The following is a 15,730-nucleotide window of genomic DNA, read 5'->3' as shown; positions in this document are numbered from 1 at the left end:
AATCCTTATTCATAATATTTTTCAATCGCTTTGTTAATGCCATTGCCGAGTAATAAGGCAACGAGAATGACCGCCATAATCGCAAGTCCCGGTAAGATGACAGTCCAAGGCGCGAGATAAATTAGCTCTAGAGAATCTTTAATCATTACGCCCCACTCAGGCATTGGGCTTTGCGCCCCAAGGGAAATAAAACTTAATGCACTAATATCTAAAATTGCGATGGTAAACGCGCGGGTAATTTCTTGGATATATTTCACCGAAATATTAGGAAAAATGGCTTCTTTGAGTAAAAGCCAATTTGATGCGCCTTCAAGACGAAGCATTAAAATGTATTCCTTTTTCAGCTCTTTTTGAATAGCTTGGTAAATTTCGTGAATAAAGTGCGGTAATAATGCCAATGTAATGGCAAGCATTGCGTTAATCAGGCTGGGCTGCATTAAGGTCGCTATAATGATGGCAATCAGCAAAATTGGGGTGGAAAGGAAAGCATCTAGAAAATGCCCGAGTACACGAGATTTAATCCCTTGCGACATTCCCGCCCAAACGCCCAGAATTCCACCTAATATTGCGGTAAAAACCACTACGATTAAGGCTGAACCTAAGGTGTAAGTTGTTCCTGTGATTAAGCGACTTAGAACATCACGCCCAATATCATCTGTACCAAAAAAATAGGCAATTTTTCCGCCATTTACCCAAGAGGGGGGCATTAGTTCAAAACCGATAAACTGCGTTTCAGCGGGATAAGGGGCAATGAACGTGCTAAAAAGTGCGGTCAAAATAAACAGCAAAAAAAGATAAAAACTGGCAAGTGCCACTTTATCTTGACGGAATAATTTCCAAATGGTGGTTAATGTTTCTGTATGGCGAAATTCCGCCAGATCTTTATCTTGCATACCAACCTTTCTTATTTAACGGATCTAACACGAAGGTGAGTGTTTCTACCAATAAATTTACTACGATAATACATAACCCAATCACGATAATGCCTGCAGAAATACTGTTGTAATCTTGTTGGGCAACGGCATTAATCAACCAACGCCCAATGCCAGACCAACCAAATGTGCCTTCAACTAACATACATTGTGCGATAACGAGCGTGAATAAGCGTGTCATTTGTGGCACAAGCAGCGGCAAGGTGTTGCGTAAAATATGGGTATATAAAATTTTGTACATAGACCAGCCTCTTGTCATTGAAATTTTGATATAAGGTTGTTCAAACAAATAGGCAGCTCGTTCTTGCACGATGCGGATAATCTCCATTGTAGGCCAAATCATTAGCACCAATGTAGGCAAAATCAGGTGTTGTAGCACATTTTGGATCACCTTAATGCGATAAGGGGCGTCAATAAACCATACATCAATAATAGGAAAGCCCGTGATAGGCTGAATTTCATAGAGTAAATTATATTGCCCAATTGCCGCAATTTCCCAACCATAAATGGCGGCAGCATAAAGCAGTAGGGGCGCAAGCCAAAATACGGGTAAAGAAAGTCCTATCACAGATAAAGTGCGGATGATTTTTCCTAATAATTTTTTACGGTAAACCGCCCCGATAAGTCCTAAAGGAATACCAAAGAGCAACGCCAGTAAAATGGCGGTAAAGCAAAGTTCAAGGGTTGGGGGGAGTACCGTGAGAACTAAATCACTTAAGGAATCACCGCCATTGTAGCTAATCCCCAAATCCCCATTGAGCAAATTTTGCACATAGAAAAAATAGCCTGAATAAAAATGTGGTGTTGCCAAGACTTCATTTAGGGGATCACGCATTAACACGGCATAGCTAATCATAGACAGAATGACTAAGGTGATCACCAACAGGATAAGATGCCGAAAAAAAGATAGGATCATTTTCCTTCTCCTTGCTGATAGGATAGCGTTGTGAAGTTAATGCTACCAAAGGGGGCTAACTCCAAGCCTTTCACGCGGGAATTTGCAATTAACATTCGTTTGACATTAGCCACAGGAATAATGGGTAACTCGGATAAAATAATTTCTTGCGCGATATTATAATAATTAGCGCGTGAACGTAACTGCGTAGTGTTTAAAGCACGGTTCATCGCATCTTCAAAAGGGGCATAGCACCAGTTGGATAAATTGGTAATGTCATTGACTGTACCACAACTTAAAATAGGGCGCATAAAGCTATCAGGATCTAAATTCCCCGCGAGCCAGCCAGTGAGAATTAAATCATAATCTTCTGAGCCATTTCGGAGCTGCTCAATTAAATAAGTTCGCGTAACAGGGCGAATCACTAATTCCACCCCTACCTGTGCTAAATCCCATTTTATTAATTCAGCCATTTTGATTGGTGAAGGGTTATAAACTTGTTCTTCATTTAGCACCCACATTGTTAATTTGAGCTGCTTATCTTGTAAAAAGGCTTTCGCCGCGTTGGGGTTGTAATCATAGGCAAAGTCAGGGGTATTTACCGTTGCTGCCCAAGAAATATTTGGAATAATATTATTCGCGACACTTGCTGTATTATGATATATACGATGAATAATACGTTCTCGATCAATGCCTTGCGAGATTGCACGGCGTAGATCTAAATCTTTCATTGCCGGTTTAAGAAAATTAAATGCCAAATACGACAAATTCATTCCTTCGGTGGATTTTAAATAATATCGCTCATTAAATTGTTTCAAAATTCCCAGTTGGCTCACATCAGGGCTAGAGGTAATCTGACATTCGCCATTTAAGAATTTAATCAAACGCCCTGTTTTGTCTGTTGAAAGGTCGATAATAATATGTTCAATTTCCCCTTTTTTACGCCAATAATCTTCATTTCTCACTAAACGAACATATTGATTACGCACGAAATTTTGCACTTTATAAGGGCCAGTTCCGACAGGCAAGGTGTCTAGCTGAGAAAGGTTATCGTCAGCGTTGAGTTGTAAGGCGTATTCTTGCGAGAAAATAATGGCATATTGACTGGCAAGATGGGAAAGAATCGACGCATCAGGCTGAAAGAGGTGGATTTGCACTTGATAAGGCGAGGTGGCGACCACAGACTCAATTTTTTCGCGTAATTTAATGCTTTCAAAATAGGGAAAACGTACTTTGCGTGCTTGTTCGTGAAAAATTCGATATTGCGGATTTTTGTAATCCACTAAGGTTTCTAAGGTAGGTAAATCCGTATTATGCCCTAGCACACGATTAAGTGAAAACACCACATCTTCTGCATTGAAATTGCGTGTTGGAGTAAACCAATCCGTTTGATGAAACTTAATCCCTTTGCGTAAATTAATGGTAATGGTTTTGCCATCAGCAGACAGGCTATAACTTTGTGCCAGTACTGGTTCAACCGTGGCACTGTTATTTTTGATTTCAAATAATTTATTATAAATTTGCTCGGTAACCACGTTCATACTGGTTCCCGCATCACTGGTTTGCGGATTAAAGGATAAACCGTTTGCTTGGGTGCAATAAATGAGGCCATTTTGCGTAAGGCTTTTTGGCACTTTAGGCGCTGAGTAACTCGGCAAGCTGATTAGGCTGGCACTCAGCAAAATAGCAGAAACAACGATTTTTCTTATAAACATAACAGGCATATTTGTGATAAATTATGGCGAAATTTTAAAGTATATTAGCGAAATTTAGAAATAAAATGTTTGATTATATTCAAAAAGAGCTGGATAACCTTATTGACCGTGGATTTGACCGCACTTTGCGTTTAGCCGTAACTGGGCTAAGCCGTAGCGGAAAAACGGCATTTATTACCAGTCTTGTGAACCAACTTTTACATATTAATACGCTGGATAACCCCCGTTTGTCCTTATTTGATGCGGCACGAGAGAAACGGATTTTAGCGGTAAAGCCCATTGAACAACGTACGATGCACATTCCTCGTTTTGAATATGAAAAAAACTTGAAATGTTTGACAGACACCCCCGCACGCTGGCCTGATTCTACCCGCGGAGTGAGCGAAACACGCTTGGCAATTCGTTATCAACAGCGTGGCTTGTGGCGTCATTTAAAAGAAACCGGCACACTTTATCTTGATATTTTTGATTATCCGGGGGAATGGCTATTAGATTTGCCGTTGCTTGAATTAGATTTCCAACAATGGAGCGAGCAACAGCGCGAACTTATGCAAGGACAACGCCTTGAATTAGCGCAAAAATGGCAAGAAAACGTAGCAAAAATCGACTTATTCGCCAAAGCCGATGCCGCCGTTTTGGCACAACTGGCAAAGGATTACACAGAATACTTATTAGCTTGTAAAGCACAGGGGTTGCATTTTATTCAGCCGGGGCGTTTTGTCTTAGCGGGGGAATTGGAAGGTGCGCCTGCGGTGCAATTTTTCCCTTTGGTTCATCTTAATAAGGCGCAATGGCAAGCCCTAAAAAAAGCGGATAACGACAGCTATTTTGCTGTTTTGACAGATCGTTACGATTATTATTGCCAACATATCGTTAAAGGTTTTTATCGTGATTATTTTTCTACCTTTGATCGCCAAGTGATCTTGGCAGATTGCCTTACTCCGCTTAATCATAGCCAACGCGCTTTTTTAGATATGCAAGAGGGTTTACAAGCCCTGTTTAAGAGTTTTCATTATGGCAAACGCACCTTGTTCAACCGCTTGTTTTCACCAAAAATTGATAAATTGATGTTTCTTGCGACCAAAGCGGATCACATCACCAGAGAGCAACACCATAATTTAATTAGCCTACTACGTCAGTTAGTACAAGAAGGGGGGCGTTATGTGGCGTATGAAGGCATTAAAACCACATACGATGCGATTGCTGCGATTCGTGCGACACAACAAGTTAAGGTGAAGCAAAATGGAAAATTTTACGCCGCGATACAAGGCATTCGGCAAAAAGATCAGCAAAAAATCACTCTTTATCCCGGGGAAGTGCCAAGCCGTTTGCCAAACGCACAATTTTGGCAAACACAAGGATTTGAATTTGATCAATTTGAACCGCAGCCCCTTGAACCGAGCAGTGCAATTCCTCATTTAAGAATGGACGCTGTATTGCAATTTTTGTTAGCGGATAAACTGGATTGATCGCAAGAGAGAAAGATAACAATGGAAAAACAAATTTTTCACACCGCACTTGAAGATCGAGAACAACAAGCTTTTGCACCGAAACAAACCTTTTCACAAGAAAATTTAATCATAGAAACGGATGTAGAAGATGAATCGGGCGATCTCGCACCAAAATTTGAGCAAGCGCTCCAACCTAAACCCCGTTGGTGGAAAAAATGGCTGGCAGGTTCAGCGATCTTTTTTACTGGCGCGCTGATTGCACAGTCGATACAGTGGTTGATTGATACGTGGCAACATCACCAATGGATTTATTTTTCTTTTGCGCTGGCAAGTTGCTTTTTGGTGGTGTTGGGAATTGGTGCAATGGTGAACGAATGGCGTAAGCTCGTACACTTAAAAAAACGAATGGCATTGCAAGAGAAAAGCCAATTTTTATTAAACAAAAGTGCGGAGGATTTTCAGCAAGATTTTTCTGTACAAGAAAGCGAAAAAGTGCAGCAGCTCTGTCAAGACATTATCAAAGCGATGGATATTTCACCACAATCACCAGAAGTTATCCAATGGCAAAAGCAATCTAATGAAGGGCATTCTGCCAGCGAACGTGCCGATCTGTTCAGTCAAACCGTATTAAAACCGATTGATAAACAAGCACAAAAACTGATTAGTAAAAATGCCATTGAAGCGGCGGTAGTTGTTGCAGTGAGTCCTTTAGCGGTGGTGGATATGTTTTTTGTTGCGTGGCGAAATATTCGTTTAATCAACCAATTAGCTAAACTTTATCATATTGAACTGGGGTATTTTAGCCGTTTGCGTTTATTGCGAATGGTCTTGTTGAATATGGCTTTTGCGGGGGCAACGGAAGTGGTCAAAGAGATTGGAATGGACTGGCTTTCGCAAGATGTGACGGCAAAATTTTCCGCCCGTATCGCACAAGGTGTTGGGGTTGGGCTGCTTACCGCAAGGCTTGGTATTAAAGCGATGGAATTTTGTCGCCCGCTTGCTTTTAAACAGGAGGAACGTCCACGTTTAAAACATATTCAAAAAGACGTATTAGCGCATTTAAAAGCGCTACTCTTGCCAAGTAAAAAAGCTTAATCATTGATAAAAATATTGCCCTAAGCATTAATGTGCGAGGGCAATGTTGATTATTGCCAATGGCTTAATGGTCTGAAAATCCCAAAATCTAGCAAAACTCAGTGAAATGGCTTGAAAATATTCTCCCCATTCTTCGTATAATTTGCCTTACTTTGTGGATAATATGGTCTAGTTTTAGCCACATTATCCCAATAGCGATCCGCTAATAGAATCGCTGCTTAGCCATTTTCTTTTGAATTTTTATCTTGTGGTAGCACCAAGTTTAAAATCAAGGCTAATAATGATCCCACGGTAATGCCAGAGCCAAGGACTTCTTTAAAAAAGTGCGGGAGTTTTTCGAGCAATTCTGGACGAGTAGTAACGGCTAAGCCGCAACCAATAGAAATCGCGATGATTAATCCGTTGCGTTTGCTGCGTTCAATGCGATCTAACATTTGAATTCCCGCTGCAATAATCATTGCAAACATCATCAAACCCGCGCCACCAAGCACTGGAAGTGGAATAGAAACAATTAACGCACCGAATACAGGGAATAATCCTGCTAGCACTAATAATGCTCCTGTTATGGCGACCACATAACGGCTTGCTACGCCAGTGAGAGAAATCACACCAATATTTTGTGAGAAAGAGGAAAACGGCGTGGTGGACATTATCGCAGCAAGAGCAGAACCTAAGCCATCACATAACACGCCACCGCGTAAATGTTTACCCGTGATTTCCGTTTTAGTGGCGTTACCTAAAGCTAAGAAGTTACCACTTGATTCCACAATGGTTACCAAATAGGCGATAGACATACCAATAATGCCGGAGAGTGGGAAGGCTAAACCAAAATGTAACGGTTGCGGTACGGCAAAAATTTGTGCGTGTTTAACCCCATCAAAATTCACCCAACCTAGTGCAAGTGCTACTGCATAGCCTGTCATCATTCCAATAACAATGGCGGCAGCGGAAAAAATGCCTTTGCCCCATTGAACTAAAATGACCACAATGACCAACACAAAGCTCGCCATTAGCAGATTTTCTGGTGTGGCATAGTTGGGATCAGTGCGTTGTCCACCAGCAAACCAATCTACGGCAACAGGAATCAGGCTAAGACCAATCATCATCACTACCGTTCCGGTTACCACTGGTGGAAATAATTTACGGATATAGGGCATAAAGAAACTGCCGATGATCATCACCAGCGATCCCACGAGGGAAGCGCCTAAAATCCCTGCAACGCCATCTTCACTAAAGCCAATGGCAAGTGCGGCAGCAACAAAGGTGAAACTTGTTCCCATTACGCTTGGTAAACGAATGCCAATTGGACCTAAGCCACGGCATTGGATAATGGTAACCACACCAGAGATAAGTAAAGCGGCATTGACTAAGGTGATGGTATCCGCGGTAGGTAGCTTGAGTACATTACCAATCACCAATGGCACAGCGATAATACCACCTAATGCGGCAAGTAAATGTTGAGCGGCTAATAATAGACTTAACCCAAAAGGTGGTTTGTCTTCAACGGAATAGAGTAGATTGTTGTTCATAAGGCTTTCCTAGTCGATAAAAAATAGGGCGAATTATACTGTATATTTTATTTTAAGCAATCGTTTGCTTTTTGGTGGTGAAAACATTGTAAAATGACACCGCACTTTATTTTTTCCTATTTTTTACCGTAGTGAGAAAAAGCAGATCGATGTGATCTGCTTTTTAGATAACTTAGAATTCAAAATTTATCAGTACGTTAATTGCCCAAATAAAGAGTAATGCAAAAAGGACAATCAGGGCTTTTTCAGCGTGATTTAAATTGAATTTGCCTTGCGATTGGTGGCGAGAATATAGGAATAGCGCAATACCGGGTACATATAACGCCACGGAAATCAGCAGATAATCAAGTCCTGCGGCATATAAAATCCATAGCCCATAAAGTGTGGCAATAAATCCCGTGAGTTTAATATACCAAGCACAATGTTGCTGAAAGGCTAATTTTAGCAAGTAAGCGCCAATCAGTAAGTAAGGCACTAAGATCATTGAAGTTGAAATCAGTAGTAATGCTTCATAGGTCTTGCCTGTGAGTAAAACCAAAATAAGGCATAGCTGTACCACAAAGCCGGTAAACCATAAGGAGTTAATTGGCACATCATTGTCATTGAGTTTATTCAGAATTTGTGGAAATGCCCCATTTTTAGCACCACGATAAGGGACTTCTGCCGAATACATCGTCCAGCTAATGTAAGAAGCGAGTACAGAAATAATTAAGCAGACGGTAATGAGAACTTTGCCACTTTTGCCGATCATTAATTCTAATAGCCCAGCCATAGAAGGATTTGCCATTTGGGCAATAGTTTCTCTTGGTAAAAGACCTAAAGAAAGCACCGTAATTGCAATATAGAGTAATAACGCAATAATGATGCCTAATACGGTTGCAATGCCCACATCGCTGCGTTTTTTTGCGTGAGCGGAGAGTACGGCTGCCCCTTCAACCCCAGTAAAAACCCACAAAGTGATGAGCATAGTATTTTTCACCTGATCACTCACTGTATTATTTAATGCGATTCCTTTTATATCGCTATTAAAGGTTTCTGGAGAGAAAAAGCAAAAGGCGAGCGCAATAAATAAAATAAGCGGAAAGACTTTAACGAGGGTGGCGATTAAATTAACAGAAGCGGCTTCTTTGACCCCTCTTGCAATCAAAAGATGAACAAGCCACACCACCAGTGAAGAACCGATAAAAGAGGCGAGGGTATTACCTTGCCCAAAAATAACGACATTTTCGCTATCTGTAAAGGTACCAATACCTTCAAAAGCCACAACTAAGTAGCCCACAATCCCAATAGTTGCACAGAGCCAGTAACCCCAAGCGGATAAAAATCCCATTAATTCACCAAAACCTTCGCGTGCGTAGGTATAAATCCCACCGTCTAACTCAGGTTTAAGGCGTGAAATAAAAAAGAAAGATAATCCAAGAAAAATAATCCCAATGCCAGTAATCAGCCAGCCAATCAGTAAGGCTTCTGATCCCGCAACAGCAGCCATATTTTGCGGTAAGCTGAAAATTCCTGAGCCAATCATCGAACTCAGCACGAGGGCGGTAAGAGAAATTAAACCAATTTTTTTATTTGACATCCTGTATTTCCCTATTTTTTGAAATAATCTGAAAGTGCTTGAATATGCTCTAAGCCAATACCACAGCAACCGCCAATAATACTTGCGCCAGCACGTTGCCATTTTTTCGCCCAAACTAAATAGGCTTGAGGATCAAGATCTTTACGTACTTCGTCTAATCCTTCATTGGCGGTTGCTTCTTTGGTTTGTGGGGCAAAGGCGTTGGCATAAGCCCCTGTGGCAATGTGTTCAGCCTGATGTTTTTGTAGTACCTGTTGGGTTACTTGTAAGGCTTGTTCAATCACTTCTGGCTGGCAGCAGTTAAATAAAATGGCATTCACGCCTAATTCAATCATTTTTTCTACCGCACTTTGTACTGATTCCCCTGAACGTAGGCTCGCTGGAAGATGTGGATTTTCATCTTGCAAGGTAAAGGAAACCCACAGAGGACGATCATCGGGTAGTAACGGTTTGATTGAGACAGGCTCAATAATGGCACTTTGGGTTTCGCATAACCAAAGATCAACGTAAGGGGCAAGTCCATTAATTAGCGGTAGAGCAATATCTTTAACACGCTCAGCTTGAAATAAATCAGGTCGATAAGAGCCAAATAAGGGAGGTAGAGAACCCGCAATTTTAATGGCTTTTCCGCTATTTTTCACCGCATTTTTAGCCAGACGACCAGCAAGATCAGCAAGCATTTTGCCATCAGCAACAAAACGTTGTTCACCAATGTGAAAAGGCACAACCGCATAACTATTCGTGGTAATCACTTCAGCGCCATGGACAATAAAGTTCTGATGAACCTGTTCAATGGCTTGCGGTTTTTCATAAAGTGAAAGTGCCGACCATTCTGGTTGGCGAAAGGGTGCGTTTAAACGCATTAATTCACGGCTCATTCCACCGTCAAGAATTGTGATTGTCATTTTTGCTTCCTATAAAGTAAAAAATAAGATGATATTAATCTGTCATTTGATGAGGGTATTTTAATCTATACTCATTTAATGAAAAGAACACGTCCGTTTACATTAAAAATAAAACAGTGAACTGACCTTTCTATCATAAGGAGGAGGTAACACCGTATTATTTTAAACTGCAACAACGCTAATTAAAAAAATACCGCACTTTTAAAGTGCGGTATTATTTTTTCAAATTTTGATTAAAGCACTTTTACAATACTTTCACAAAGGTAACGAATGTTATCTTCGGTGATACCTGCAACATTGATTCGCCCTGAACGTACAGCATAAATAGCAAATTCTTCTTTTAAGCGATCGACTTGCTCTGGTGTTAAACCACTAAATGAGAACATACCGTTTTGTTGTTCAATAAAGCTGAAGTCTTGCTGTGCGCCGTATTCTTTTAATAATGCGACGAATTGGTGACGCATTTCTTTAATACGATGACGCATTTCCCCTAGCTCGGTTGTCCATTCTTCTCTTAGTGCTGGATCGGCGAGTACGATCGCCACACTGGACGCGCCGTGGGAGGCAGGGTTAGAGTAGAGTGTGCGGATAATGGATTTCACTTGAGTTAATGCTGTTGTGGCGATTTCCGCGGTTTCGGCAACTAAGGTAAACGCACCAACACGCTCATTATATAAGCCGAAGTTTTTAGAATAAGAACTCGCAATTAATAATTCTTTGTGGTTAGCTGCGAAAGTGCGTAAACCAAAGGCATCTTCTTCTAAACCATTTGCTAGTCCTTGATAAGCGAAGTCAAATAGTGGTAACCAGCCATTTTTAGCAGACATTTCAGCCAGTTGTTGCCATTGTTCTGGGGTTGGGTCGATACCTGTCGGGTTATGGCAGCAGCCGTGTAATAACACCACATCGCCTTCACTTGCATTGCTTAAATCAGCGATTAAATTCTCCCAGTCAAGGGCTTTGCGTTCTGCATCATAGTAACGATATTCACGAATTGTAATACCTACAGCATTAAAAATCGCATTATGGTTTGGCCAAGTAGGCGTGCTAATCCAAACATTTTGAGCTTTTGTTTGACGTTTAATAAATTCTGCGGCAATACGCAATGCTCCAGTTCCACCAAGGCTTTGCACAGTTTTAGCACGTCCTTGTTTTACAATTTCTGAATGTTCGCCGAACAAAACGCCTTGCGTACGCGCATTAAAATCAGCAACCCCATCAATCGAAAGATAATTTTTGGTGGTTTCTGCCTCAAACAAACGTTGTTCGGCTGATTTCACCGCTTTCATAATGGGTGTGTTGCCTTTAGCATCTTTATAGACACCAATCCCTAAGTTGATTTTGTGAGTACGATCATCGGCTTTAAAGGCTTCACCTAAACCTAAAATAGGATCGGCTGGAGCAGCATTAATATGTTCAAACATCGTGATTATCCTTCTAATGTTGTGTTGAATTTGTGGTTAATAATGTTATTTCTCTAAGAGAAGAAATCCTGTGTAACGTTATACTTGAGAATTCCCCCTGTTCGCAAGTATTTATTAGTACTAAGTTGGCTTTCTGTCTAAGAAAGTCAATATTTTTTCAAAAAATGCGATGATTATTTAGATAATTTCAATTTGTCTTTTGCCCAAGCTAAACCAGATTGATATTCTTGTGGCAGTACTTGCGAAAATTTATCCAGTAAATGCACTAGTTCTTGATGATCTGGATGAGCCAAATTGATATGCCCTAGCTTACGCCCTTCACGCACTTCTTTACCATACCAATGCAATTGACTAAATGGCATATTGAGCCATTGCGGATTATGCGTTGTGCCAATTAAATTAATCATCACTGCGGGCATTGTGCTAGTCAGTTCTGGTGTTGGCAGATTGAGTAATGCCCGTAAATGAAGTTCAAATTGGCTGATTGCACAACCTAGTTGCGTCCAATGCCCACTGTTATGCACTCGAGGCGCAAGTTCATTAATGAGTAATTTATCGCCAATGACAAAACATTCCATTGCCATCACGCCGATATAATCTAGCTTGTGCATTATTTTTGCTAACATCGCTTCTGCTTGATTTTGTAATACAGCCTGTTGTGGCTGAGCGCTATCTGCGACGCTATAACGTAAAATACCGTTTTGTTGCAGATTGTGTGTAACAGGATAAAAACGGGTTGTGCCATCTTTAAATCTTGCCCCCACTAGAGATATTTCACCATCAAAGGGAATAAATTTTTCTGCAATGACTTCGCCATATAAATCTTGAGTGATTTGCGCCTGATTTTCTTCGGTGATGATCCATTGACCACGTCCGTCATATCCCCCAGTACGGCGTTTCACCACAACTTTATCGCCAATTTGCTGCCAAATATCTTGCCATTGGGAGGCAGAATGAATGAGTGTCCAAGGGGAAGTGGGAAGATTGAGTTCATCAAGAAGCGATTTTTGCGAAAGGCGGTCGGCGAGTAAGCCAAAAACGGAACGATTAATAAACTGCGGATGATTGGCTAAGGTTTCTGTCAGAGGTGTGTTTTCCCATCGTTCAATTTCTGCGGTAATTAAGCAACCTTCTTCCAGTTCAAACACGGGGGCATTGAAAGGCAATGGCACAACCTGAATATCTAAAGGTGCGCCAGCATAGCGTAACATTCGTCCAAGTTGCCCATTACCTAACACATAAATAACAGGGTACAAAGCACTTTTTTGCATTATAAAATCCTTGATGATGTTGGTTAAAAAATAATGCCGCATAGAAAGTGCGGGGCATTTTTTGCTTATTTTTCTATTTGTTCAGTCGGTGTTTCAGCGTTTTCTTGTTCATCTTCATTTTGTTTTAAAAGACGAGAAATCGCACTTAAATAAGAAATTTCCAGCGTTTCGCGGCTCGTTGCCATTACGCCTTGATCAATCAAATAGCCGTCATTCACATCATAAACCCAGCCGTGTAGGGAAAGTTTTTTCCCCCGTTTCCACGCCGATTGCACAATAGAAGAACGCCCAAGGTTGTAAACTTGCTCTGCAACGTTGAGTTTAGTTAGCATATCCGCACGTTTTTCTGGCGGCAGTTTACCCAATAAATGGCTATGTTTAAACCAAATATCACGAATATGTAATAACCAATTATTTATCAAGCCTAAATCCTGTTCTGACATCGCCGCTTTAATTCCACCGCAGTTGGTATGCCCACAAATGATAATATGTTCAATATCCAATACATCCACTGCATATTGCACCACTGAAAGGCAGTTTAAATCGGTATGGATCACTTGGTTTGCCACATTACGATGGACAAACAGCTCACCGGGTCCAAGGTTGGTGAGCTTTTCCGCCGGCACACGACTATCAGAACAACCAATCCACAAATAACTTGGCTTTTGATGATCAGCAAGCTCACGAAAATAATCGGAATTTTCCTCTTTCATTCGTGTTGCCCAGCTATAATTATTGGCGAAAAGTTGCTCGATTTTTTTCATTGAAATACTCCAAAATTAATGGATGCACAGTATAACGAATAATAAGACAAGGGTAAATTAAACTATACGAGATAAACAACAGGTATGAGTTGCTGGGGAAAGAGCGGTGAAAAATTAACAAAAATTTCACCGCACTTTTATGTTTTGAATTGAAATTTAGCTTACAACGTGGCGTCTTTCATCGCTTTCACAAACTGAGCCAATTCGCTCAAGCATTTTTGATGATTATCTAGATTACGTTCGATAATTTTGACTGTTGCAGAGCCTGAAATAGCTCCGGCTGCACCGAGCTGTAAGGCTTCTTTTACCTGTTGAGGCTGAGCAATACCAAAACCTTGTAGAATTGGCGGCGCTTGGTGGGCTTTAAGTTGTTCTACAAGGGTATCTAAATTTGCTGCGTGGCTTTGGTTTTCTGCACTGGTTACACCAGCGCGAGAAACTAAATAGGTGTAGCCTTCGCTATGTTGTGCTACGCCTTTAATGGTTGCTTCATCCGCATTTGGTGGGCAGATAAACACAGGTTGTATGCCGTGTTTTTTTGCAGCACGGATATAAGGTTCAGCTGCAAGTAAAGGAATATCTGCCACAAGCACGGCATCCACGCCCACTTCGGCACAACGTTGATAGAAATGATCTAAGCCCTGTGCATAAATTAAATTCGCACATAATAATAAACTGATCGGAATTTCAGGATATTTCGTCCGCACTTTTGCCAGCAGCTCAAAACTTTCTGCCGTACTACAACCTGCATTTAAGGCACGATTGTTAGCCGCTTGAATGACGGGGCCGTCTAATAAGGGATCAGAAAAAGGAAAACCCAGTTCTAACGCATCTGCACCGTTATCCACAAGGGTACAAATAATCTCAAAAGAGCGTGCTAAATCGGGATCGCATAGCGTGACAAACGGCACGAATGCGCCTTCATTTTTAGTATTAAGTTGGGTGAATAAGGTTTCAAAACGGCTCATTACATTTTCCCCTTTTCAGTTAAGATTTTATCCACCGTGAAAATATCTTTATCCCCACGCCCTGATAAATTTACGACGATTAATTGTTCTTTGTTTGGATTTTGTTGGATTAATTTTAACGCATAAGCCAACGCGTGCGAGCTTTCCAACGCTGGGATAATACCTTCGTGTTTGGCGAGCGCTTGGAAGGCATCTAGGGCTTCATCGTCCGTAATACTTTCATATTCTGCACGTCCGATAGCGTGTAAATGGGCGTGTTGTGGCCCCACAGAAGGGAAGTCTAAGCCCGCAGAAATACTGTAAGATTCTTCGATTTGTCCATCATCGGTTTGCATAATTGGCGATTTCATTCCGAAATAAATCCCCACTTTACCGTGGCGAAGTGGCGCGCCGTGTTGCCCAGTGGTAATGCCTTTACCGGCAGGTTCAATGCCGATCAAACGCACTTGTGGTTGATCAATGAAATCAGCAAACATTCCAATGGCGTTAGACCCCCCGCCTACGGCAGCGATAATCACATCGGGTAAACGCCCTTCTTTTTCTAAAATTTGGCGTTTGGTTTCTTCGCCGATCATTTTTTGAAATTCACGCACGATAGTTGGGAAAGGGTGAGGCCCTGCTGCGGTACCAAGTAAATAATGTGTGGTTTCATAGTTAGCAGACCAATCGCGCATCGCTTCACAACAGGCATCTTTTAACGAGCAAGAGCCTTTTTCGACGGGGATAACTTCCGCCCCCATCAAACGCATACGAAACACATTTGGTGATTGACGCTCCACATCTTTTGCCCCCATATAAATACGGCAAGGCATATCCAGCATTGCACAAGCAAGGGCCGTGGCAACCCCGTGCTGACCAGCACCTGTTTCAGCAATGATGCGTGTTTTTCCCATTCGTTTAGCAAGTAAAATTTGCCCTAAAACTTGGTTAGTTTTGTGCGCACCACCGTGCAATAAATCTTCCCGTTTTAGGTAAAGTTTCGTTTTCGTACCTTTGGTGAGATTACGACACAGGGTCAATGCGGTAGGACGACCGGCATAGTTTTTCAGTAAATCTTGAAATTCCGCTTGAAATTCAGGATCGGCTTGCGCCGTTACAAAGGCGTGTTCCAGTTGTTTTAGCACAGGGACTAAAATTTCTGGCACATACATTCCGCCAAATTCACCAAAATACGGGTTAAGCTGGGTTTCTGACATAATTTT

At 41.4% G+C, this 15,730-nt stretch carries 13 protein-coding genes; 2 read left to right on the top strand and 11 right to left on the bottom strand.

Annotated features, from left to right (window positions below; all coding sequences use genetic code 11):
• Positions 1-5 precede the first annotated feature (5 nt).
• The 3 genes from L5B83_RS00495 to L5B83_RS00485 are packed head-to-tail and all read right to left on the bottom strand — an operon-like array spanning position 6 to position 3,542.
• The gene (locus tag L5B83_RS00495) at positions 6-893 is read right to left on the bottom strand and encodes an ABC transporter permease subunit (protein ID WP_250350560.1); all 888 of its coding nucleotides are present in this window, start codon (positions 891-893) and stop codon (positions 6-8) included.
• The gene (locus L5B83_RS00490) at positions 883-1,848 is read right to left on the bottom strand and encodes an ABC transporter permease (protein ID WP_250350559.1); all 966 of its coding nucleotides are present in this window, start codon (positions 1,846-1,848) and stop codon (positions 883-885) included. Before L5B83_RS00490 ends, L5B83_RS00495 begins: the two co-directional genes overlap by 11 nt.
• Positions 1,845-3,542 carry an ABC transporter substrate-binding protein gene (locus tag L5B83_RS00485; RefSeq protein WP_265777208.1) on the bottom strand — a complete coding sequence of 566 codons (1,698 nt, stop codon included), beginning with the start codon at positions 3,540-3,542 and terminating at the stop codon, positions 1,845-1,847. The genes L5B83_RS00490 and L5B83_RS00485 overlap by 4 nt, the downstream gene beginning before the upstream one ends.
• Positions 3,543-3,607: 65 nt before the next feature.
• Here L5B83_RS00485 and L5B83_RS00480 point away from each other — a divergent pair, with 65 nt between their 5' ends.
• Positions 3,608-5,011, top strand: coding sequence for a YcjX family protein (locus L5B83_RS00480; protein WP_265777207.1), 1,404 nt, complete (start codon positions 3,608-3,610; stop codon positions 5,009-5,011).
• 21 nt (positions 5,012-5,032) lie between these two features.
• Positions 5,033-6,088 carry a TIGR01620 family protein gene (locus tag L5B83_RS00475; protein WP_265777206.1) on the top strand — a complete coding sequence of 352 codons (1,056 nt, stop codon included), beginning with the start codon at positions 5,033-5,035 and terminating at the stop codon, positions 6,086-6,088.
• 218 nt (positions 6,089-6,306) lie between these two features.
• On the opposite strand, the gene L5B83_RS00470 is transcribed toward L5B83_RS00475, so the two are convergent.
• From L5B83_RS00470 to trpB, 8 genes are all read right to left on the bottom strand, one after another.
• Positions 6,307-7,617, bottom strand: coding sequence for a nucleobase:cation symporter-2 family protein (locus tag L5B83_RS00470; protein WP_265777205.1), 1,311 nt, complete (start codon positions 7,615-7,617; stop codon positions 6,307-6,309).
• Between the two features lie 172 nt (positions 7,618-7,789).
• Positions 7,790-9,196 (bottom strand): basic amino acid/polyamine antiporter, encoded by a 1,407-nt coding sequence (locus L5B83_RS00465; protein ID WP_250350554.1) that lies wholly within the window; start codon positions 9,194-9,196, stop codon positions 7,790-7,792.
• 11 nt (positions 9,197-9,207) lie between these two features.
• Positions 9,208-10,101, bottom strand: a complete 894-nt coding sequence (locus L5B83_RS00460; RefSeq protein ID WP_265777204.1) for a homocysteine S-methyltransferase family protein — start codon at positions 10,099-10,101, stop codon at positions 9,208-9,210.
• 233 nt (positions 10,102-10,334) lie between these two features.
• Positions 10,335-11,525 (bottom strand): amino acid aminotransferase, encoded by a 1,191-nt coding sequence (locus L5B83_RS00455; protein WP_265777203.1) that lies wholly within the window; start codon positions 11,523-11,525, stop codon positions 10,335-10,337.
• Between the two features lie 173 nt (positions 11,526-11,698).
• Positions 11,699-12,796 carry a 5-(carboxyamino)imidazole ribonucleotide synthase gene (purK, locus tag L5B83_RS00450; protein ID WP_265777202.1) on the bottom strand — a complete coding sequence of 366 codons (1,098 nt, stop codon included), beginning with the start codon at positions 12,794-12,796 and terminating at the stop codon, positions 11,699-11,701.
• 65 nt (positions 12,797-12,861) lie between these two features.
• Positions 12,862-13,560 carry a carbonate dehydratase gene (can, locus tag L5B83_RS00445; RefSeq protein ID WP_250349824.1) on the bottom strand — a complete coding sequence of 233 codons (699 nt, stop codon included), beginning with the start codon at positions 13,558-13,560 and terminating at the stop codon, positions 12,862-12,864.
• Positions 13,561-13,721: 161 nt separating this feature from the next.
• On the bottom strand, positions 13,722-14,528 hold the full coding sequence (trpA, locus tag L5B83_RS00440) for a tryptophan synthase subunit alpha (protein WP_265777201.1): 807 nt from the start codon (positions 14,526-14,528) through the stop codon (positions 13,722-13,724).
• Positions 14,528-15,724 carry a tryptophan synthase subunit beta gene (gene trpB, locus L5B83_RS00435; RefSeq protein ID WP_250363323.1) on the bottom strand — a complete coding sequence of 399 codons (1,197 nt, stop codon included), beginning with the start codon at positions 15,722-15,724 and terminating at the stop codon, positions 14,528-14,530. The genes trpA and trpB overlap by 1 nt, the downstream gene beginning before the upstream one ends.
• Positions 15,725-15,730 lie beyond the last annotated feature (6 nt).

The organism is Avibacterium sp. 21-599 (assembly GCF_026226765.1).
GTDB lineage: Bacteria > Pseudomonadota > Gammaproteobacteria > Enterobacterales > Pasteurellaceae > Avibacterium.
Note: the sequence above shows the minus strand (reverse complement) of the source record. Positions and strands in the feature narration are given on the sequence as shown.